General features: G+C 66.4%; 15 protein-coding genes. 10 read left to right on the top strand and 5 right to left on the bottom strand.

The window, feature by feature from the left end; translation table 11 throughout:
- Positions 1–2: 2 nt before the first annotated feature.
- The 9 genes from ACFSUD_RS08110 (at position 3) to lpdA (ending at position 9,760) form a co-directional block, all read left to right on the top strand.
- Complete coding sequence (locus tag ACFSUD_RS08110; RefSeq protein ID WP_386373234.1) at positions 3–1,112, top strand: ABC transporter substrate-binding protein; 1,110 nt, start codon at positions 3–5, stop codon at positions 1,110–1,112.
- A gap of 88 nt (positions 1,113–1,200) precedes the next feature.
- Positions 1,201–2,199 (top strand): ABC transporter permease, encoded by a 999-nt coding sequence (locus ACFSUD_RS08105; RefSeq protein WP_386373232.1) that lies wholly within the window; start codon positions 1,201–1,203, stop codon positions 2,197–2,199.
- Positions 2,196–2,981, top strand: a complete 786-nt coding sequence (locus ACFSUD_RS08100) for an ABC transporter permease (RefSeq protein ID WP_386373230.1) — start codon at positions 2,196–2,198, stop codon at positions 2,979–2,981. Before ACFSUD_RS08105 ends, ACFSUD_RS08100 begins: the two co-directional genes overlap by 4 nt.
- Position 2,982: 1 nt before the next feature.
- Positions 2,983–4,068: an ABC transporter ATP-binding protein gene (locus ACFSUD_RS08095; protein WP_386373228.1), complete on the top strand. Its 1,086-nt coding sequence runs from the start codon at positions 2,983–2,985 to the stop codon at positions 4,066–4,068.
- A gap of 125 nt (positions 4,069–4,193) precedes the next feature.
- Positions 4,194–4,616 carry a methyltransferase family protein gene (locus tag ACFSUD_RS08090; protein ID WP_386373227.1) on the top strand — a complete coding sequence of 141 codons (423 nt, stop codon included), beginning with the start codon at positions 4,194–4,196 and terminating at the stop codon, positions 4,614–4,616.
- Between the two features lie 223 nt (positions 4,617–4,839).
- The gene (locus tag ACFSUD_RS08085; protein WP_386373225.1) at positions 4,840–6,072 is read left to right on the top strand and encodes a 3-methyl-2-oxobutanoate dehydrogenase (2-methylpropanoyl-transferring) subunit alpha; all 1,233 of its coding nucleotides are present in this window, start codon (positions 4,840–4,842) and stop codon (positions 6,070–6,072) included.
- 1 nt (position 6,073) lies between these two features.
- On the top strand, positions 6,074–7,087 hold the full coding sequence (locus tag ACFSUD_RS08080; RefSeq protein WP_386373223.1) for an alpha-ketoacid dehydrogenase subunit beta: 1,014 nt from the start codon (positions 6,074–6,076) through the stop codon (positions 7,085–7,087).
- Positions 7,088–7,089: 2 nt separating this feature from the next.
- On the top strand, positions 7,090–8,385 hold the full coding sequence (locus ACFSUD_RS08075; protein WP_386373221.1) for a dihydrolipoamide acetyltransferase family protein: 1,296 nt from the start codon (positions 7,090–7,092) through the stop codon (positions 8,383–8,385).
- Positions 8,378–9,760, top strand: a complete 1,383-nt coding sequence (gene lpdA / locus ACFSUD_RS08070) for a dihydrolipoyl dehydrogenase (protein ID WP_386373219.1) — start codon at positions 8,378–8,380, stop codon at positions 9,758–9,760. Before ACFSUD_RS08075 ends, lpdA begins: the two co-directional genes overlap by 8 nt.
- 3 nt (positions 9,761–9,763) lie before the next feature.
- Here the strand turns inward: lpdA and ACFSUD_RS08065 are convergent, their stop codons facing one another.
- From ACFSUD_RS08065 to ACFSUD_RS08050, 4 genes are read right to left on the bottom strand one after another with little or no spacing between them, the layout of a single operon-like run.
- Positions 9,764–11,314: an adenylate/guanylate cyclase domain-containing protein gene (locus ACFSUD_RS08065; RefSeq protein WP_386373217.1), complete on the bottom strand. Its 1,551-nt coding sequence runs from the start codon at positions 11,312–11,314 to the stop codon at positions 9,764–9,766.
- Positions 11,301–11,681 (bottom strand): response regulator, encoded by a 381-nt coding sequence (locus ACFSUD_RS08060; RefSeq protein WP_386373215.1) that lies wholly within the window; start codon positions 11,679–11,681, stop codon positions 11,301–11,303. Before ACFSUD_RS08060 ends, ACFSUD_RS08065 begins: the two co-directional genes overlap by 14 nt.
- Positions 11,678–14,368: a response regulator gene (locus ACFSUD_RS08055; protein ID WP_386373213.1), complete on the bottom strand. Its 2,691-nt coding sequence runs from the start codon at positions 14,366–14,368 to the stop codon at positions 11,678–11,680. The genes ACFSUD_RS08060 and ACFSUD_RS08055 overlap by 4 nt, the downstream gene beginning before the upstream one ends.
- A 13-nt stretch (positions 14,369–14,381) precedes the next feature.
- Positions 14,382–15,131, bottom strand: coding sequence for a c-type heme family protein (locus ACFSUD_RS08050; protein WP_386373211.1), 750 nt, complete (start codon positions 15,129–15,131; stop codon positions 14,382–14,384).
- Between the two features lie 293 nt (positions 15,132–15,424).
- Between ACFSUD_RS08050 and ACFSUD_RS08045 the strand changes: the two genes are divergently transcribed.
- Positions 15,425–17,107 carry a Na/Pi cotransporter family protein gene (locus ACFSUD_RS08045; protein WP_386373209.1) on the top strand — a complete coding sequence of 561 codons (1,683 nt, stop codon included), beginning with the start codon at positions 15,425–15,427 and terminating at the stop codon, positions 17,105–17,107.
- Between the two features lie 66 nt (positions 17,108–17,173).
- On the opposite strand, the gene pcaQ is transcribed toward ACFSUD_RS08045, so the two are convergent.
- Positions 17,174–18,103, bottom strand: a complete 930-nt coding sequence (gene pcaQ / locus ACFSUD_RS08040; protein ID WP_386373207.1) for a pca operon transcription factor PcaQ — start codon at positions 18,101–18,103, stop codon at positions 17,174–17,176.
- Between the last annotated feature and the right edge of the window lie 14 nt (positions 18,104–18,117).

Below are 18,117 nucleotides of genomic sequence, written 5' to 3'. Positions count from 1 at the left end.
CAATGACAAAACTGAGCTTCAACCGCCGCCGCTTCCTCGGCACCGCCGCCGTCGGTGCCGCCACCCTGGCGAGCCCCGCCTATCTGCGCCGCGCCCATGCCCAGGACGGTGGCGAGGTGAATATCTGGACCTATAACGATTTCGTGCCGGAGAGTTTCAAGGCGCAGTTCCAGGACGAGACCGGGATCAAGGTCAACGTGCGGCTGGTCGATGACCAGGGCAAGCAGTTCAACCTGCTGGCCGCCGAGGCACCAAAGCCGACAGTCGATATCGTTACCGTGGCCGGGCACCGGTTCCTGCAATTCCTCGACAGCGAGCTGCTGGCACCGCTCGACACGCAGCGGCTGAGCAACTGGAAGAACATCAACCCGACCTTCTCGGAAAGCGACTGGGCGACGATCAACGGCGAGAAATGGGGCGCCCCGATCCTCTCGGGAATGGAGATCCTGGCCTATAACACCGAGCTCGTGTCGCCCGAGGAAGTCACCAGCTGGGACGTGCTCTTCTCCGAGGAATATGCCCAGCAGACCGCCTATATCATTCAGGACATGATGTCGGTACTGATGCTGAAGATGGGCTATGACGGCAACATGATCGCCTATCTCGATGACCCGGAGAAGGCCGCCGCGATCGTCGAGGAAGCCAAGCAATTCCTGATCGAGAAGAAGCCGCTGGTGCGCAAATATTACGACGGCGGCGCCGAGGTGCAGCAGATGTTCGTCAATCAGGACATCGCGCTGGCCCATGCCTGGAACGGGCCGATCGCCAAGCTGATCAACGACGGTTTCCCGGTCGACATGACGATTCCGAAGGAAGGCAGCTATGGCTTCGTCTATACCTATAACATCGCCAACAACGCGCCCAATGCCGACAATGCCTACAAGTTCCTCGACGCGATCCTCGCCAGCCCGGAGATCGGCGCGGCGATGACCAAGGCGTCGGGCTTCATCTCGACCTACAAGGATGTCGCGCCGCATCTGAGCGAGCTTGAGCAGAAGGCGACGACCTTCACCGACGAAGAGCTGGCGGGCATGAAGTTCTTCCGTGCCGAGGCCAATGAGTTGAAGTATTCGCTGGTCGATCCGGCGGTCGAAGCGATCAAGGCGGCCTGAACCGGGCGCTGAAAGACCCCGGCCGCCGCTCTGCGCGGCCGGGGTCGCGGCAATGCCGGGCGAGACCTGCGAGACTGAAAGGTAGATCATGAGTTCTGACACCGCTTCCGTGCCCGACAAGCGCGCGGCGAGAACCGGACACCGGCAGGATGCCGGGGACCGCACCTTCTGGGGGCGGCTGGTGAACTGGACCCCGTATCGCGGGCTGGTCGGGCTGATCTATGCGACGCCGCGGCGGCAGTTCCTGATCCTCGCGGCCTTTCCGCTGCTCTGGGTGCTGACCCAGCATCTCGGGCCGATGCTGCAGATGCTGCGGGTCAGCCTGACCGATGCCTATCCGGTGGCGCCGGGGGTCGAGACGCATTTCACCTTCGAGCATTACCTCAAGTTCTTCGGCGACAGCATCTTCTGGATGCCGTTTTTCCGGACTCTCGGCTTCGCCGTGGTGATGACCTTCTGCACGTTGCTGCTGACCTATCCGGTGGCCTATTACCTGGCCCGTCACGTCAGCCGCAAGAACCAGTTGTTGCTGCTCCTGTTGCTGCTGATCCCGTTCTGGGTCGGGGAGATCGTGCGGACCTATGCGATCATGATCCTGCTGGGCAACAACGGCGCGATCAACCTGATGCTGAAGTCGATCGGGCTGATCGACCGGCCGATTCCGTTCATGTATACCGGCTTTTCGGTCGGGCTCGGCATCGTCTATCTGACCGCGCTCTACATGCTGCTGCCGCTCTATTCGTCGCTGGAGAAACTGCCGCGCAGCTATACCGAGGCCGCCGCCGACCTCGGCGCCGGGGCCTGGACGCGGTTCCGCCGGGTGACGCTGCCGCTGACGCTGGAGGGGATCAGCTCGGGCTGTACGCTGGTGTTCCTGATCTCCACCGGTTTCTACGCCACGCCGGTGCTGCTCGGCGGGCCGTCGACCACCACATTCGCCGAGACGATCGCAGGCTTCTTCCATGTGGCGGGCGATCAATGGCCGACCGGCGCGGCCTTTGCCACGATCATGTTCCTGACCGCGCTGGTTTTCACCGGTGTGTTCCAGAAGCTGATGAACAGCCTGCGCAAGGGAGACAGCAAATGACCCGCGGCACCCGCATCCTGCTTTCCTGCATCTACTGGGCCTTCGTGCTCTATGTCTTCGTGCCGCTGATGCTGATGATCCTGATGGGGTTCAAGGACAGCAAGTTCATCGGCTTCCCGATCAAGTCCTGGACACTGGATTGGTATCTCGGCGTCTTCGCCGATACCGAGGTGATCTCCGTCTTCGGCTATTCGGTGGCCATCGCGGTGCTCTCGACGCTGGTGTCGGTGATTGTCGGCACCTGGATCGCGGTGCTGCTGGCGGAGCGCAAGTTCTTCGGCCGGGCGGTGATCTTCGGGCTGACCATCCTGCCGGCACTGGTGCCGGGGATCATCTCGGCCATCGCCTTTCGCATCTATGCGCGGCTGCTCGACATCGAGCCGGGAATGTTCGCGATCATCTGGGCCCATGCGGTGCATAACGTGCCCTTCGTGGTGCTGGTGGTGGTGGCGCGGCTCTCGACGCTGCCGAAAAGCTATGGCGAGGCGGCGCGTGACCTCGGCGCCGATCCGCTGGTCGCCTTTCTGCGGGTGACGCTGCCCTATCTCATGCCCGCGATCATGGGGGCGAGCATCTTCTGCCTGCTGCTCAGCTTCGACGATTTCGTGCGCTCGTTCTTCCTCGGCGGCTACGAACCCACCCTGCCGGTGCTGATCTTCGCCAAGCTGCGCTCCGGCATGTCGCCGGAAATCAACGCCATCGCCACCGTCGCGCTGATCCTCACCGCCATTCTGGGCGTCTGGGCCGAACGCTCGACCCGCCGCATGAACAAGGAATCCTGACATGTCCTCCGCTGATCCCATCGTCCGTATCCACGGTATTTCCAAGAGCTTCGGCAAGGCCGTGGCGCTGCAGACGCTCGATCTCGACATCGCGCCGGGCGAATTCGTCACCTTCCTCGGCCCCTCGGGCTGCGGCAAGTCCACGACGCTGCGCATCCTCGGCGGGTTCGAGACCCCCGATACCGGGCGGATCATCCTCGATGGCAAGGATGTCACCCGCGAGCCGGCCAACCGGCGCAACGTCAACATGGTGTTCCAGGACTACGCGCTGTTCCCGCATATGACGGTGCGTCAGAACATGTCCTTCGGGCTCGAGCTCAAGGGCATGGGCAAGGCCGATATCAAGCGCCGCCTTGACGAGCTGATGGCGTTTCTGGAGCTCGACAGCTACGCCGACCGCTACCCGGCGCAGCTGTCGGGCGGACAGCGTCAGCGGGTGGCGCTGGCGCGTGCGCTGGCGCCGGACCCGGCGCTGCTGCTGCTCGACGAGCCGCTCGGCGCGCTCGATGCCAAGCTGCGCGGGCAGGTCCAGCAGGAGCTGAAATCCATCCAGCGGCGCACCAACAAGACCTTTTTCTTCGTCACCCATGACCAGGAGGAGGCGCTGACCATGTCCGACCGGATCGTGGTGATGAACCAGGGCCGCGTCGAGCAGGACGGCACCCCCGAGGAGCTCTATTTCCATCCGGCAAGCCGTTTCGTCGCCGAGTTCATCGGCGAGACCAACCTGCTGGCGGGCGAAGTGCGCGGCAGCGACGGCGACGAGGTGGTGATGGACTGGTACGGCCAGACCCTGCGCGGCCATGCCCCGGCGGGCGCGCCGAAATCGGGCGAGATCGTCACCGCCTCGCTGCGGCTGGAAAAGCTCGGCTTCCACCGCGACCGCCCGGCGACCGCCAATGCGGTGCAGGGCCGGGTCGTCGGCAAGACTTTCCTCGGCAGCCGCATGGCGGTCGATCTGCTGGTCGAGGAGGCGCATGGCGCGCGGCTCAAGGCCTATGTCGATACGGCCACCGGGCAGGCGGTCGGGGACGATCCGGTCTGGCTCGGCTGGGAGGCGGATACGATGGCGGTGCTGAGGGGGTAGGGCGTTTGGCTGACAGCTTCGCACCGGCGTGCTAGTCTGCGGCCATGAAAGATCCCGGTCCGGAGAGTCCTGACGTCCGAAAGGATGCAGCAGGCATACGCATCTTTCCACCCGCGCTCCCCCTGATGACGGTGCTTGCCGGTCTCGCGCTCGGCTGGGTGTGGCCGGTGGGGGCGGAGCATCTGCTGCCCGCGCCGCTGCGCTATGGGCTCGGCGGGGGTGTCATCGCCTTCGCCGTCAATTTCCTCGGTTTCAGGTCGGTCCGGGCGATGCGGCGTTCCGGGCAATCGGAGAACCCCTACAGGACGACCACCGAGATCCTCCAGACCGGCCCCTTCGCCATCACCCGCAACCCGATGTATCTGCAGATGGTGCTGGTGTGTTTCGGCTTTGCGGTGCTGCTGGGGAACCTCTGGATTCTGCTGCTCACGCCGTTTTGCGCGATCCTGCTGCAGGTTCTGGTGATCTATCCCGAAGAGCGCTATCTCGAAAGGAAGTTCGGCGACGCCTATCTCGATTACAAACGCCGGGTCCGCCGCTGGATATAGTCGCGGCTTGCGGGGCCGCGCGTCAGCTTCACGGACAGTCACGATTTCCCCCCCCCTTAACCACCCCGCACAAAGCATTGGAAATTTTGCACCTTCCGGCCTATCCTGTCTCTGGGAGGACGGTCGATGAAGACGGGCTTGCCTTGCATCAAGCGCTGTTTGCCTCGGGTGGCGATATGCCCCGGCGGGCGGAAATTGTTACTCCGGGAGAGCGGTGGTCGGCATGGTTGAGGAGCGGGATCCGCGTCTGCATGTGCCGGAACCGGCGATCCGGCCGGGGGATGATCCGGATTTCTCCGATGTCGAGATCCCCCGCGCCGGGGCGGTGCGGCGACCTGCGGTGAATGAGAACCCGGAGGCGATGCGCGATCTTGCCTTTACCATCATCCGGGTGCTGAACCGTGACGGCGAGGCGGTCGGTCCCTGGGCGGGCAGTCTGGATGACGAGACCCTGCAACAGGGGTTGCGTCACATGATGACCCTGCGCGCCTATGACGCGCGGATGCTGACCGCGCAGCGGCAGGGGAAGTCGTCCTTCTACATGCAGCATCTCGGTGAAGAGGCGATCTCCTGCGGTTTTCAGAAGGCCCTGCGCGAGGGGGACATGAATTTCCCGACCTATCGGCAGGCCGGGCTGCTGATCGCCGCCGGGTATCCGCTCAGCAAGATGATGTGTCAGGTCTATTCCAACGCCGAAGATCCCCTGCGCGGGCGGCAGCTGCCGGTGCTCTACAGCGCGCGCGACTACGGCTTCTTCTCGATCTCCGGCAATCTGGCCACGCAATATGTGCAGGCCGTGGGCTGGGCGATGGCGGCGGCGATCCGCGGCGAGCGGCATCTTGCGGTCGGCTGGATCGGGGACGGCTCGACGGCGGAGAGCGATTTTCACGGCGGGCTGGTCTTTGCCTCGACCTACAAGCCGCCGGTGATCCTGACCATCGTCAACAATCAATGGGCGATCTCGACCTTTCAGGGCATCGCGCGGGGCGGCGCCGGGACCTTTGCGGCGCGCGCCCATGGCTTCGGCATTCCGGCGCTGAGGGTCGATGGCAATGATTATCTCGCCGTCCATGCGGCGGCGAGCTGGGCGGCGGAGCGGGCGCGGGCGGATCTCGGGCCGACGCTGATCGAATATGTGACCTACCGGGTCGGCGGTCATTCGACCTCGGACGATCCGGCGGCCTATCGGCCCAAGGAAGAAGGCAAGGCCTGGCCGCTGGGCGATCCGATCCTGCGGCTGAAGGCCCATCTGATCCAGCGGGGTCTGTGGAGCGAGGAGCGTCATGCGCAGGCAGAGGCGGAAATCAGGGACGAGGTGATCGCCGCGCAGAAGGAGGCCGAGGCGATCGGCACGCTGCATTCCGGCCACCGCCCGAGCCCGCGCGAGATGTTCGAGGAGGTCTTTGCCGAGATGCCGCTGCATCTGGTGCGCCAGCGTCACGAGGTGGGATACTGACATGGCGCGGATGAGCATGATCGAGGCAATCCGCAGCGCCCATGAGATCGCCATGGAGGAAGACCCCGACGTGATCGTCATGGGCGAGGATGTCGGCTATTTCGGTGGGGTGTTCCGCTGCACCGCCGGGTTGCAGCAGCGTTTCGGCGCGGCGCGTTGTTTCGACACGCCGATCAGCGAGCTCGGCATCGTCGGCGCGGCGATCGGCATTGCCGCCTACGGGCTGAAACCGGTGGTGGAGATCCAGTTCGCCGATTACATGTATCCGGCCTATGACCAGATCGTTTCGGAGGCGGCGCGGCTGCGCTATCGCTCGGCGGGGCAGTTCACCTGCCCGATGGTGGTGCGGATGCCCTCGGGCGGCGGTATCTTCGGCGGTCAGACCCACAGCCAGAGCCCCGAGGCGCTGTTTACCCATGTGGCGGGGCTGAAGACCGTGGTGCCCTCGAACCCGCAGGACGCCAAGGGGCTGCTGCTGGCGGCGATTGCCGACCCGGACCCGGTGATTTTCCTTGAGCCGAAGCGGCTTTACAACGGGCCCTTTGACGGGCATTTCAACCGGCCGTCGCAATCCTGGGCCAAGCATGAGTTGGGCGAGGTCGCGGAGGGGCAATACCTGACCCCGCTGGGCCAGGCGAAGGTGGTGCGCGCCGGGCAGGCGGCGAGCCTGATCACCTATGGCACCATGGTGCATGTGGCGTTGGCGGCGGTGGCGGAAAGCGGCGCCGATGTCGAGGTGATCGACCTGCGCACGCTGCTGCCGCTCGATCTGGACTGCATCACCGCCTCGGTGCGCCGTACCGGAAGATGCATCGTGCTGCATGAGGCGACGCTGATCTCGGGTTTCGGGGCCGAGGTGGCGGCGCTGGTACAGGCGGATTGTTTCTATCATCTCGAGGCGCCGGTGCTGCGCGTGGCGGGCTGGGACACGCCCTATCCGCATGCGCAGGAGGTCGATTATTTCCCCGGTCCCGAGCGGGTGCGCCGGGCCATCGAACAGGTGATGGAGGGCTGAGCATGGCGGAGCGGACCTTCAGGATGCCCGATATCGGCGAGGGGATCGCCGAGGCGGAGATCAGCGAATGGATGGTCGAGGTCGGGGATATCATCCGGGAGGATGACGTGATCTGCGCGGTGACCACCGACAAGGCCACGGTGGAAATTCCGGCAGCGGTGGGCGGCAAGGTGACCTGGCGCGCCGGTGAGGCCGGAGAGAGCCTGGCGGTGGGCAGCGATCTGGTGCGGATCGACACCGGGGAGGCGGGGGAAGAATCCGCCGAGGAAAAACCTGCGACGGAACGGCGCGAGGCACCAAAGAATGAGGAGGCGGGGAAGGAAGCGCCGGAACCATCCGCGAAAGAGCCGGAGCCTGCGCCTCAGACCGACAGGCCCCGCGCCCGCAAACCGGCCGCTGCGCCCGCGCGCAATGTCGCCGGGCGGCCGCTCGCCGCGCCTTCGGTGCGGGGACGGGCGCGCGAACTTGGCATTGACCTGCGCCAGCTGCGCGGCACCGGCCCGGCCGGGCGCATCACCCATGAGGATCTCGACGATTTCGCCCGCCACGGCCCGGAAGCCGGCGCGCGCTCCGGTCCGGCGCGGCGGCATGGCAGCGAGGAAGAACGCGTCACCGGCGTGCGCCGCAAGATCGCCGAGCGCATGGCGCAGGCCAAGGCCGAGATCCCGCATATCTCCATCATCGAGGAGGTCGAGGTGCAGGCGCTGGAGGAGCTGCGCGCCGAGCTCAACCGGCGCTTTGCCGAAAGGCGGGGCAGGCTGACGCTGCTGCCCTTCCTGCTCACGGCGCTCGCGCGCGCACTGGTCGAACATCCGCAGGTCAACGCGCATTACGATGCCGATGCCGGGGTGATCACCCGTCACGCGCCGCTTCATTGCGGCATCGCCACGCAGACCGACGCCGGGCTGATGGTGCCGGTGCTGCAACATGCCGAGGCGCTCGACCTCTGGGAGCTGGCCCGTGAGATCGCCCGCCTGTCGGAGGCGGCGCGCGATCGGCGGATGACCCCGGAAGAGCTGCGCGGCTCGACACTGACGGTAACCTCGCTCGGCCCGCTCGGGGCGCTGGCGACGACGCCGATCATCAACCTGCCCGAAGTCGCGATCATCGGGGTCAACCGCATCGCAATTCGCCCGGTCTGGGACGGCAGCGGCTTCGTGCCGCGCCGGATGATGAACCTGTCCTGCAGTTTCGATCATCGCGTCATCGACGGCTGGGTCGCGGCGCGGTTCGTGGCGGGGCTAAAGGCGCTGCTCGAGGTCCCGGCGATGCTGTTCATGGAGGCGCGCGATGACTGATCTCGAGTGCAGGCTACTGGTGATCGGCGGCGGGCCGGGGGGCTATGTCTGCGCGTCGCGGGCAGCACGGATGGGGGTCGATACGATCCTGGTCGAGGCCGGGCGGCTCGGGGGGACCTGTCTCAACATCGGCTGCATCCCGTCCAAGGCGCTGATCCATGTGGCGGCGCTGTTTGACACGGCCAGGCGGCAGGCGGCGGGCGGGATGCAGGGCATCTCGGTGGCCGAGCCGGTGCTCGATTTCGCGGCGGCGCAGGAGGATTGCGCCGAGAAGGTCGCGACGCTGCGCGCCGGGGTCGGCGGGTTGATGGAGCGCAGCGGCGTCAAGGTCGTGCAGGGGCACGCATGGTTTCGCGACGGCAAGAGCGTCGAGGTGGAGAGCGAGACCGGCACGCTGCTGGTGCGGGCAGAAAATGTGGTGATCGCCACCGGCGCGCGCCCGGTGGAACTGCCGGGCCTGCCGTTTGGCGGCAAGGTGCTCGATTCCGCCGGGGCGCTGGCGCTCACGGAATTGCCCGAGCGGCTGGCGGTGGTCGGGGCGGGCTATATCGGGCTGGAACTGGGCACCGCCTTTGCCAGGCTCGGCAGCGCGGTCACGATCATCGAGGCGGCCGCGCGGATCCTGCCGCAATATGATGACAGCCTGACCCGCCCGGTGCGCCGTCGTCTGGGCGATTTCGGCATTGCGCTGGAGCTCAATAGCAATGTCACCGACTGGCAGGCGCGCGAGGGTCGGCTGACGTTTCAAAGCGACGGTGCCGAACAGGTGCTGGAGACGGATGCGGTGCTCGTCACCGTCGGGCGGCTGCCCAATCTCGACGGGCTGGGGGTCGGCGAGCTGGCGCTGCGGATGACGGACGGATTCATCGAGATCGACGAACATTGCCGCACATCGATGCGCGGGGTCTATGCAATCGGCGATGTGACGCCGGGCGAGATGCTCGCGCATCGGGCCATGGCGCAGGGGGAGATCGTTGCCGATATCGTCGCGGGCCATGCCAACGGCTGGGACAGGACCTGCGTTCCGGCGGTCTGTTTCACCGATCCCGAGATCGCCGTTGTCGGACTGCTGCCGGGGGAGCCCAGCGAAGAGACCGTGGTGAGCCAGTTTGCCTTTCGCGCCAACGGCCGCGCGGTGACGCTGGGCGATACCGAAGGGTTCGTGCGGATACTGGCGCGCAAGCGCGATCACGTGATCCTCGGCATTCAGGCGGTCGGGCCGGGCGTTTCCGAGCTGGTCTCCGGCTTCGCGCTGGCCATCGAGGCGGGGCTGCGGGTCGAGGATATCGCGGCGACGATTCACGCCCATCCGACGCTGAGCGAAGCGCTGCTGGAAGCGGCGCTGATGCAGGCGTCGATGGCCAATCACGGCTGAGGATCAGCCGATCAGATAGGTGGTCATCCGCCCGATGCCCTTTATCTCCGTCTGTCGTGTGCTGATGCACGGCGGCGGTGTCGCCAGCGCGTCGAGCGTGGCGCGCGAGATCTGGATACGCCCGGCGGCGCCCGAAGCCTCCAGCCGACAGGCCAGATTCACCGGCTCGCCCCATACGTCATAGACAAAACGTTTCTGCCCGATCAGCCCGGCGATCACCGGGCCGGAATTGATGCCGACCCGGATCGACAGCGGCGCGGCGGCGCCGAAGCCCTCGGCCATCAGCGCGATCAGGCTCTGGGCAAAGGCGAGGGCGCGGTCGGCGTGGTCCTGCTGGCTGACCGGCACCCCGGCGACGGCCATATAGGCGTCGCCGATGGTCTTGATCTTCTCGATCCCGTGCTGTTCGGCCAGCCGGTCGAAGGCGGAGAACAGGTCATGCAGCAGGCCGACGAGATCGGACGGATCCATCTGCGCGACCAGCGGGGTGAAATCGACGATATCGGCGAAGATGATCGAGGCGGCGTCGAAACGGTCAGCGATGACGTTTTCCCCGGCCCCGACACGGGCGATGATGGTTTCCGGCAGCATCGACAGCAACAGCCCGTCGGCGCGGGATTTCTCGTATTCGATCTGCTTCAGATATTGCCGCTCCTGCGCGCGCCAGCGCCGCTGTTCGAGGCAGCTTTCGACCCGCGCGTTCAGCAGCACCGGATCGACAGGTTTATGCAGGTAATCCTCGGCCCCTGCCTTGATACATTGCACCGTCGCCTGCACGTCCTTGAGCCCCGAGACCATGACCACTCCCATGTCGCGCCAGCGCGGATCGCCCTTGAGTCGGGCCAGCAGCTCGATGCCGTTCATGTCGGGCATCAGGATATCGACCAGCGCCAGATCGAAGCGGGCCTCCTCCAGCAGCTCAAGCGCCGCGCGGGCCGAGGAGACGGAGATCGCCTCATGGCCGCGACGCTGCAGGTTGCGGCAGAGCAATTCGCAATTGGCCGCCACATCGTCGATCACCAGGATCCGCCCGCCAAGCTGTCGGGGTCCGGGAACCGTTGGCGAGAGGCTGCGCGACAGCGCCTCGGCAATGGCTGAATCGCTCTCGGCAATCGCCATGTCGTCGAGCCGCCCGCGGGAGAAATCGACCAGATCGTCGAGCCCGGCGAGCAGGGCGCGGCATTCCTTCACGACGCGCGCGATGTCGTCGGGTAATTCCGGGTCGAGCGCCTCCTGCCATTCCTCCAGCAGCAGTTCGGAATAGCCGAGGATCGCGTTCATCGGGGTGCGCAGCTCGTGGCGCAGGGTGGCCTCGTCGAGTTCGGCCAACGCCCGGTGGCCTTCGGGCGAGAGCAGGGCGGTGATCATCTCCTGCAGCGCCTGTGCCGCGCCGAGCACCTTTTCGGCATCCGCCACCGCCTCGGGCGGGGCGGCGGGGCGCAGGCTGTCGAGGATCAGCAGCTGATAGCCGAGGATCGTCTCGGCCGGTCCGGCAAGCCGCTGGCCGATGCCGATGACCAGCGCGCGACGGTCGGAAAGCTCAGCCTGCGGCATCGTGCGGCACCAGCCCGTTGATCTGCTCGAGCAGGACGGCGAGGTCGATCGGCTTGGTGTGGAAATCGTTGCAACCCGCATCCAGCGCCGATTGCCGGTCGCTTTCCATCGCATGGGCGGTGAGCGCGATGACCGGCAGTCCGGCGAGCTCCGCATGGCCGCGGATCGCCTTCGTCGCCTCCCAGCCGTCGAGCACCGGCAGGCTCATGTCCATCAGCACTAGGTCCGGGCGCTGCGCCAGCGCCGTGTCGATCGCCGCCTGCCCGTCGCGCGCGGCGATGATCTCGTATCCCTTGCGGATCAGGCGCCGCGACAGCATGTCGAGATTCATGTCATTGTCTTCCACGATCAATATCTTGATGCTCATCCTGTCTCTCCCTGTGGGGCGCGCGGGGTCACGTGGCGCCGGATCGCGGACAGCAGCTCGGTCCTGCCGTCCTTGCCCTTGCTGACCACTTCGCGAGCATTGGCGCGCAGCCATTTCATCTCGTCGCGGCTGAGATCCTTCGACGTGGCGATGATCACCGGCAGGGCGGCGCAATCGTCGCGCGCGCGCAGGCTGCGCAGGGTCTCGAACCCGTCGAGGTTGGGCATCATCAGGTCGAGGATCACCACCGAGGGCAGCTTGATGTCGAGCTGGGCAAGCGCGCGCATCCCGTCGGCGGCCTCGCGTACCGACCAGCCCTCACGCACGAGGATGCGGCGAAACAGTGCCCTTGTGCCCGGGTCGTCATCCACCACCAGCGCCTCGCGTTCGCCGCTGGCGGAAAAGGCGTTGAGGATATCGACCAGCCGCTGCTGGTCGATCGGCTTGGTCAGGTGATCGACCGCGCCGAGCGCCAGCCCCATGTCGCGATCGCCCAGCACAGTGGCGAGGATCACCGGGATTTCGCAGAGCGCTGCGTTGTTCTTGAGCTCGCGCAGCACCGACCAGCCGTCCTTCTCCGGCATGATGATGTCGAGCACGATGGCATCCGGGCGATGCGCCTCGGCCAGCGCCAGCCCGGCCCCGGCATCGCCCGCCAGCAGCGGGCGGAATCCCTCGCGGGTCAACAGGTCGGCCATTGATCTGCGCGCCGAGGGGTCGTCGTCGATGACCAGCACCGAAGCACCCGACCCCACCCCGTCGGACCGCGTTCCCGGCAGTTTCTCGCGCCCGCCGAGGGTCACTTTCAGGGTAAAGCTCGCGCCCTTGCCTGGCGTGCTCTCCACCCGCACTTCGCCGCCGAGCATCTCGGTGAACTGCTTGACGATGGCAAGGCCGAGCCCGGTGCCGCCATATTCGCGGGTAGTCGATGAATCGGCCTGTTCGAACGGTTTGAAGAGTCGGGATTTCTGCTCCTCGGTCAGCCCGATGCCATTGTCGCGCACCACGAATTCGACCGCCTCCTCGGCATCCTGCACGATCAGCTCGATCCTGCCCGACTTGGTGAACTTGGCGGCGTTGGACAGCAGGTTGAACAGGTTCTGGCGCAGCTTGGTCTTGTCGGTCTCGATCTCGCCGATTCCGGTGTCGATGCGCACCACCAGCTCGTTGTCGTTGGTGGCGACCAGCGGCTTGATCGTGGCGGCCACGTCCTGCACCAGCCGGGCGATGTCGAAAGTCTCGAAATGCAGCTCCATCTTGCCCGCCTCGATCTTGGAGAGGTCGAGAATGTCGTTGATCAGACCGAGCAGATGCTGCCCAGAGGCCATGATCTTCTCGAGATCGGCGATCGTGGTCTCGTCGCCCTCGTCGCGGGCATCCTCGATCAGCATCTCGCTATAGCCGATGATCGCGTTGAGCGGCGTGCGCAGCTCGTGGCTCATCGAGGCGAGGAAGCGGCTCTTGGCCTTGTTCGCGGCCTCGGCGCGCTCGTGAGCCTCCTGCAGCTGCGCCTGCTTGTCGAGCAGATCGGTGATGTCGCTGTAGATCGCCACGGTGCCGCCATCCGGGGTCTTGCTCTTGGTGACCTGCACCCAGGCCGGACCGATGCGGATCTCGCGACGCGTGGTCTCGGGGCTGGCGTGATGGGCGAGGCGCTCGGCGATCCACTCCTCCTCCGGCTGGCCACCGGCAAGCCCGGGATCGTCGGCCAGCACCGCCCTGAGGATCTCGCGAAAGCTCACGCCCGGGACCAGAACATCCTCGATCGCGGCGAACATGCGCCGATAACGGGCATTGGTCAGCACCAGCCGATGCCCGGCGTCGAACAGCGCGAAACCGTCGGGGATCGTCTCGATCGCGGTGAGGATCGTGTTGCGCTGCTGCTCGGCCTCCGCCTTGAGCTGGCGCTGGCGGATCTGGCTGTCGCGCAGGGCGCGCACCGTACCCGAGACCCGGCCGAGCTCGTCCGGCCCCTCCGGCGGCAGGGTGACCTCGCTGGCCCCGGCGTTGAGCTCACCGATTGCCGTATCGATGGCACCGAGCGGTTTCAGGATCGAGCGGACCACCCAGATCGTGAGCAGCGCCCCGACGAGCGCGATCACGCCGAAAGCGATGATCGCCCGCATCACCGCATCCCGGGCCGCCTGTGTGGCAGCCTGCTCGCTCTGCGCGGCCTCGCGCGCGAGATCGGCCATCAGCGCCTCGAGCGCGGCATTGACCGCACTGCTGCCGATCCGCGCCTGCGAGCTCAGCGTATTGCCGATCACCCGCCGGTCCTCGGTATAGGCATCCGCGGCCCGCAGCGCATTCTCGACATAGGCCTCCACCCCCGCGCGGATCTCCTGCGTGGCGTCCGGCGCGAAGCTCTCCATCTGCGCAAGATGGGTCTCGAGCCGTTCCCGCGCCGCCTCGGCACGGCGTTCGGAGAGGGTGAGCAGGCTGACCGACAGGTCGGTGAGCCAGAAGCGCAGCTCGCCGAAGCTGCTGTCGGCCTCGGCGGCGACCTGCAGGCGGCGGAAACGCTCGGTGGAATCCTCGACACGGTGCAGGTTGTTGAGCAATTCCCATGCCATCACCGCCGCGCTCAGCATCAGCGTGAACAGCAGCCCGGCGGAGAGCGAGCTGATCCGGATCGTGACCCGGTTGCGGGCGAACCAGTCGGAGAGACGCACCGCCCGTCCGGTCATTCCCGCGTCCCGGTCATTCTCGTTTCAGGGTGATCGAGATGGCCCCGGCCAGATCCCCGGCCGCGGCGCCCTCCTTGGGAAAGCCGGTCACATCGACCTCGCCCTTGGGGCCGCCATGACAGGTCAGGCAGGTCTCGCCGTAATATTCGGGGATCAGCATTCGGAACATCTCTCCCTCGCCGGTTGCGACCGTCTCGAAAAACGCCTGTGAGCGCGGCCAGTCGGGCTGGCTGAACTGCCCGTTGAAAACGCCGGCCTCCCAGTCGTCGGGCCGGGCCTTGCGGTTGCGCACCAGATGCATCGGCGCGGTGACCTTGAGTCGTGCCTCGCTGCCGACCTGTTCGGCGAATTGCTCGTTGACCAGCCGTCCGAAGATCGCCGGGATGAAACCCTTGAAGCCGAGCCCCTCGCTGTTGATCAGCTCCTGGTTCTCGTCGAGCACCGTGGCCATGGCGGCAAGCTGCGCCTCGGTCAGGCGGCGCTGGGTGTCGCTGAGATCCCCGTCGAGCGGCCCCTGCCCATGCTGCGCGCGATAGGCGGCATCGACCTTGGCGAGAAAGGCGGCGCTGTCGAGCCCCTTGTCGCCCCTGTCGGGATCGTTGATCAGCGTCTGATTGTTGGACACCACCCGCCGCCCGACCCGCAGCAGGGCGGCGAGGCGTTCGCCCTCGTCGGCAAGCGCCTCCGTTGTGGCCTGCGAAAAACCGGGCGGCGCCGCGAGAGAGAGCAGCAGGGAAAAGAGAAGCGCGTTGAATCGGTTCATCTGAAATCGCCCTCATCGGTAATGTCGGTGCGATATTGTGGTTATCATGCACTTTTGACCGTCATGCGTAAAGTATCTTGGCGTCATCGGGGCGCGGAACCGGCCTCCGGCTGGCGTCTTGCGCAAGTTTGTGAAATCCTGACAGATGATGTGGAAATCCGCACAAGGCCAGGCTCGCAGGGCGCTTCCTGCGGTGTTTTCGGCCGTGCCGGAAGATTCCGCATCGCGCCGCATGGTGGTGGTATTTCCGACCCGGCCTGTTTCGAGCCGGGCGTATTCTGATCGAGTAAGACATGGCAATCATCAGTTTCCTGATCTCCCTGGCCGGCGCCACCATGCTGCTGCTCTTCGCGGTGCGCATGGTGCGCACCGGGATCGAGCGCAGCTTCGGCGCCTCGTTCCAGCGCGTGCTGACCCGCAACAAGAGCATGATCGGCTCGGGCCTGACCGGCACGATGCTGGCGCTGGTCCTGCAGAGCTCGGCCGCGGTGGCGCTGCTCGCCTCGGGCTTCGCGGTGAGCGGCTATCTCGGCTTTGCCTCGGGGCTCGCGGTGGTGCTCGGCGGCGATCTCGGCTCGGCACTGATCATCCAGATCCTGTCCTTCCGGCTCGACTGGCTGGTGCCGCTGCTGCTGGCCATCGGCGGCTGGCTCTTCGTCAAGAGCGAGCAGCGCAAGCTGCGCCAGGCCGGGCGGATCCTGCTGGGCATCGCCTTCATCCTGATCTCCCTGCGTTTCCTGCGCGAAGCGATGGACCCGATCCGCGACAGCGCCTTCCTGCCCGCGGTGGCCGAATATCTGGCCCGCGACTACATCACCGCCTTCCTCGTCGGCGGGGCGCTGGCCTTCGTCATGCATTCCTCTGTCGCGGCAATCCTGATGTGTGTCACGCTGGTGCAGATCGGCGCGCTGCCCTTCGAGGCGGGCCTGTCGCTGGTGCTCGGCGCCAATCTCGGCAGCGCCTTCATCCCGGTCTGGCTGACCCGCGGCATGGAGCCGCGCGGCCGGCGGATCCCGCTGGCCAACCTGGCCCTGCGCGGCAGCGCCGCGATCCTCGCCCTGTTCGGCGCCAACCTGGCGCTGCGCTCGGGGCTGCTGACCGGTGATTACGGGGCACAGATGCTGGTCACCGCGCATCTGGGTTTCAATGCCGGGCTGCTGCTCCTGGCGCTGCCCTTCTGCGGCCTGTTGCAGCGGCCCTTCGAGCGGCTGCTTCCCGATATCGTCGCGCCGCAGAACCCGCAGCATCTGCCGCTGCGGGTCAGCGCGCTCGACCTGCAGAACACCGGCTCCCCGGCACTGGCCCTTTCGAGCCTCAAACGCGAGATCCTGCGCATGGCGGATCTGGTCGAGGCGATGTTCCGCCCGGTGCTCGACCTCTATCACGGTGGCGACGAGCGGCAGATCAAGGCGGTGCAGAAACTCGACAACGAGGTCAACAATTGCCTCTCGGGCGTGCGCGACTATGTCGCCGCCCTGCCGGTGGCGCAGCTTGGCAAGGAGAATGCCCGCGTCGCCCGCGACCTGCTGGAATATGCGGTGCGTCTCGAAACCGCCGGTGACGTGGTGGCCAAGCGCCTTGCCGAACTGGCCCGCGACCTGCGCCGCGCCAATCTCGAATTCTCAAAAGAAGGCTGGGCCGAGCTGCAGGAAATGCACGAGAACATCCTCGCCAACATGAAGCTCGCGACCAATGTGCTGATCTCGGACGATGTGGAAAGCGCCCGGCTGCTGAATCTCGAAAAGACCGAGATCAAGCGCGCCGAACGGCGCAGCCGCAAACGCCACTACCGCCGGTTGCAGGAGGGCAAGGGCCAGAGCTTCGAGACCAGCGACATCCATCTCGAGACGCTGCGCGCGCTGCGCGAATTCAACAGCCATATCGCCGCCGTGGCGACGCCGATTCTCTATGCCAACGGCCAGCTGCTCGAAACCCGCCTGATCGAAGACCTGCCGCGCACCGAGGAAGAGGCTTGAGCCGACTTCTTCTGACCGCAAATACCTCGGGGGTCCGGGGGCAGCGCCCCCGGCTTGCCGCTCCGCTCAGGCGCTCGCGCCGCCGCGCACCGCCGCCAGCAACGCCTGGCGGAACAGCCGCACCGGCGGCGAGGGGTCTTCCTCGGCGCGGGCCATGATCCCCACCGGCCCTGACATCTCGTCGGTCTCCAGCGGCAGCCGCGCCATCCGCCCGGCGGCGATGTCGCGCGCCACCACGCCCTGGCTGATGATCCAGACCGCGCCCGCCGGGCCCAGCGTCATCGCCCGTCCGAACGTGTCGGAGACGGTCTCGATCCGCCGCGACCAGTCGCCGATGCCGCGCGCGATCAGGTAGCGGTCGATCAGCGGGCGGATCGCGGCGTCCTTCGGCGGGTAGAGCACCGGCCAGTGCTCGAGTGCTGCAAGATCGCGCGTGGCGGCCAGCGGATGCCCGGCGGCGACGGCGAAGATCACCTGTTCAGCATAGAGCTGGGTGAAGGACAAGCCGCCCATCGTCTCGGGCAGGGCGAGCCGCCCGACCACCAGGTCGAGCGCGCCCGCGCGCAGCCGCTCGACCAGCGCGCCGATGCGTCCGTCCTCGACCATCACCGGCGTCGCCGGGGAGATTTCGGCGAAGGCGACGATCACGTCGGGCAGCAGATCGGCGGCGACGCTCGGCAGCGCGCCGATGCGCAGCGGTGCGGTCGCGCCGGTGCTGAGCGCATCGAGGCTGGCCAGACCATGGTTGAGCGCCGCCAGGCTCTGCTCGGCGAATTGCCGGAACACCGCGCCCTCCGGCGTCAGGGCGATGCCGCTGCGGTCGCGCAGCAACAGCGGCGCGCCGAGGATCTCCTCAAGCTCGCGCAGGGTCTTGGAGATCGTCGGCTGGGTCAGTGCGATGCGCTCGGCGGCGGCCTTGAAGGAGCCGCAGCGCAGGATTTCGACAAAGGCGGCAAGATGCCTGATCTTGATCTGGCGCAGGCGTTTGCTTTCCATATGGGCAAGTATCC

It is taken from the genome of Sulfitobacter aestuarii, assembly GCF_042685005.1.
GTDB classification, from domain to species: domain Bacteria; phylum Pseudomonadota; class Alphaproteobacteria; order Rhodobacterales; family Rhodobacteraceae; genus Sulfitobacter; species Sulfitobacter aestuarii.
Note: the sequence above shows the minus strand (reverse complement) of the source record. Positions and strands in the feature narration are given on the sequence as shown.

What these genes read in the sequence shown, in the direction of transcription:
- pcaQ (WP_386373207.1), bottom strand. Translation starts at nt 18,103, where the DNA reads ATGGAAAGCAAACGCCTGCGCCAGATCAAGATCAGGCATCTTGCCGCC.
- ACFSUD_RS08080 (WP_386373223.1), top strand. Translation starts at nt 6,074, where the DNA reads ATGGCGCGGATGAGCATGATCGAGGCAATCCGCAGCGCCCATGAGATC.
- ACFSUD_RS08100 (WP_386373230.1), top strand. Translation starts at nt 2,196, where the DNA reads ATGACCCGCGGCACCCGCATCCTGCTTTCCTGCATCTACTGGGCCTTC.
- ACFSUD_RS08085 (WP_386373225.1), top strand. Translation starts at nt 4,840, where the DNA reads ATGGTTGAGGAGCGGGATCCGCGTCTGCATGTGCCGGAACCGGCGATC.
- ACFSUD_RS08075 (WP_386373221.1), top strand. Translation starts at nt 7,090, where the DNA reads ATGGCGGAGCGGACCTTCAGGATGCCCGATATCGGCGAGGGGATCGCC.
- ACFSUD_RS08065 (WP_386373217.1), bottom strand. Translation starts at nt 11,314, where the DNA reads ATGCCGCAGGCTGAGCTTTCCGACCGTCGCGCGCTGGTCATCGGCATC.
- ACFSUD_RS08060 (WP_386373215.1), bottom strand. Translation starts at nt 11,681, where the DNA reads ATGAGCATCAAGATATTGATCGTGGAAGACAATGACATGAATCTCGAC.
- ACFSUD_RS08090 (WP_386373227.1), top strand. Translation starts at nt 4,194, where the DNA reads ATGACGGTGCTTGCCGGTCTCGCGCTCGGCTGGGTGTGGCCGGTGGGG.
- ACFSUD_RS08055 (WP_386373213.1), bottom strand. Translation starts at nt 14,368, where the DNA reads ATGACCGGACGGGCGGTGCGTCTCTCCGACTGGTTCGCCCGCAACCGG.
- lpdA (WP_386373219.1), top strand. Translation starts at nt 8,378, where the DNA reads ATGACTGATCTCGAGTGCAGGCTACTGGTGATCGGCGGCGGGCCGGGG.
- ACFSUD_RS08105 (WP_386373232.1), top strand. Translation starts at nt 1,201, where the DNA reads ATGAGTTCTGACACCGCTTCCGTGCCCGACAAGCGCGCGGCGAGAACC.
- ACFSUD_RS08095 (WP_386373228.1), top strand. Translation starts at nt 2,983, where the DNA reads ATGTCCTCCGCTGATCCCATCGTCCGTATCCACGGTATTTCCAAGAGC.
- ACFSUD_RS08110 (WP_386373234.1), top strand. Translation starts at nt 3, where the DNA reads ATGACAAAACTGAGCTTCAACCGCCGCCGCTTCCTCGGCACCGCCGCC.
- ACFSUD_RS08045 (WP_386373209.1), top strand. Translation starts at nt 15,425, where the DNA reads ATGGCAATCATCAGTTTCCTGATCTCCCTGGCCGGCGCCACCATGCTG.
- ACFSUD_RS08050 (WP_386373211.1), bottom strand. Translation starts at nt 15,131, where the DNA reads ATGAACCGATTCAACGCGCTTCTCTTTTCCCTGCTGCTCTCTCTCGCG.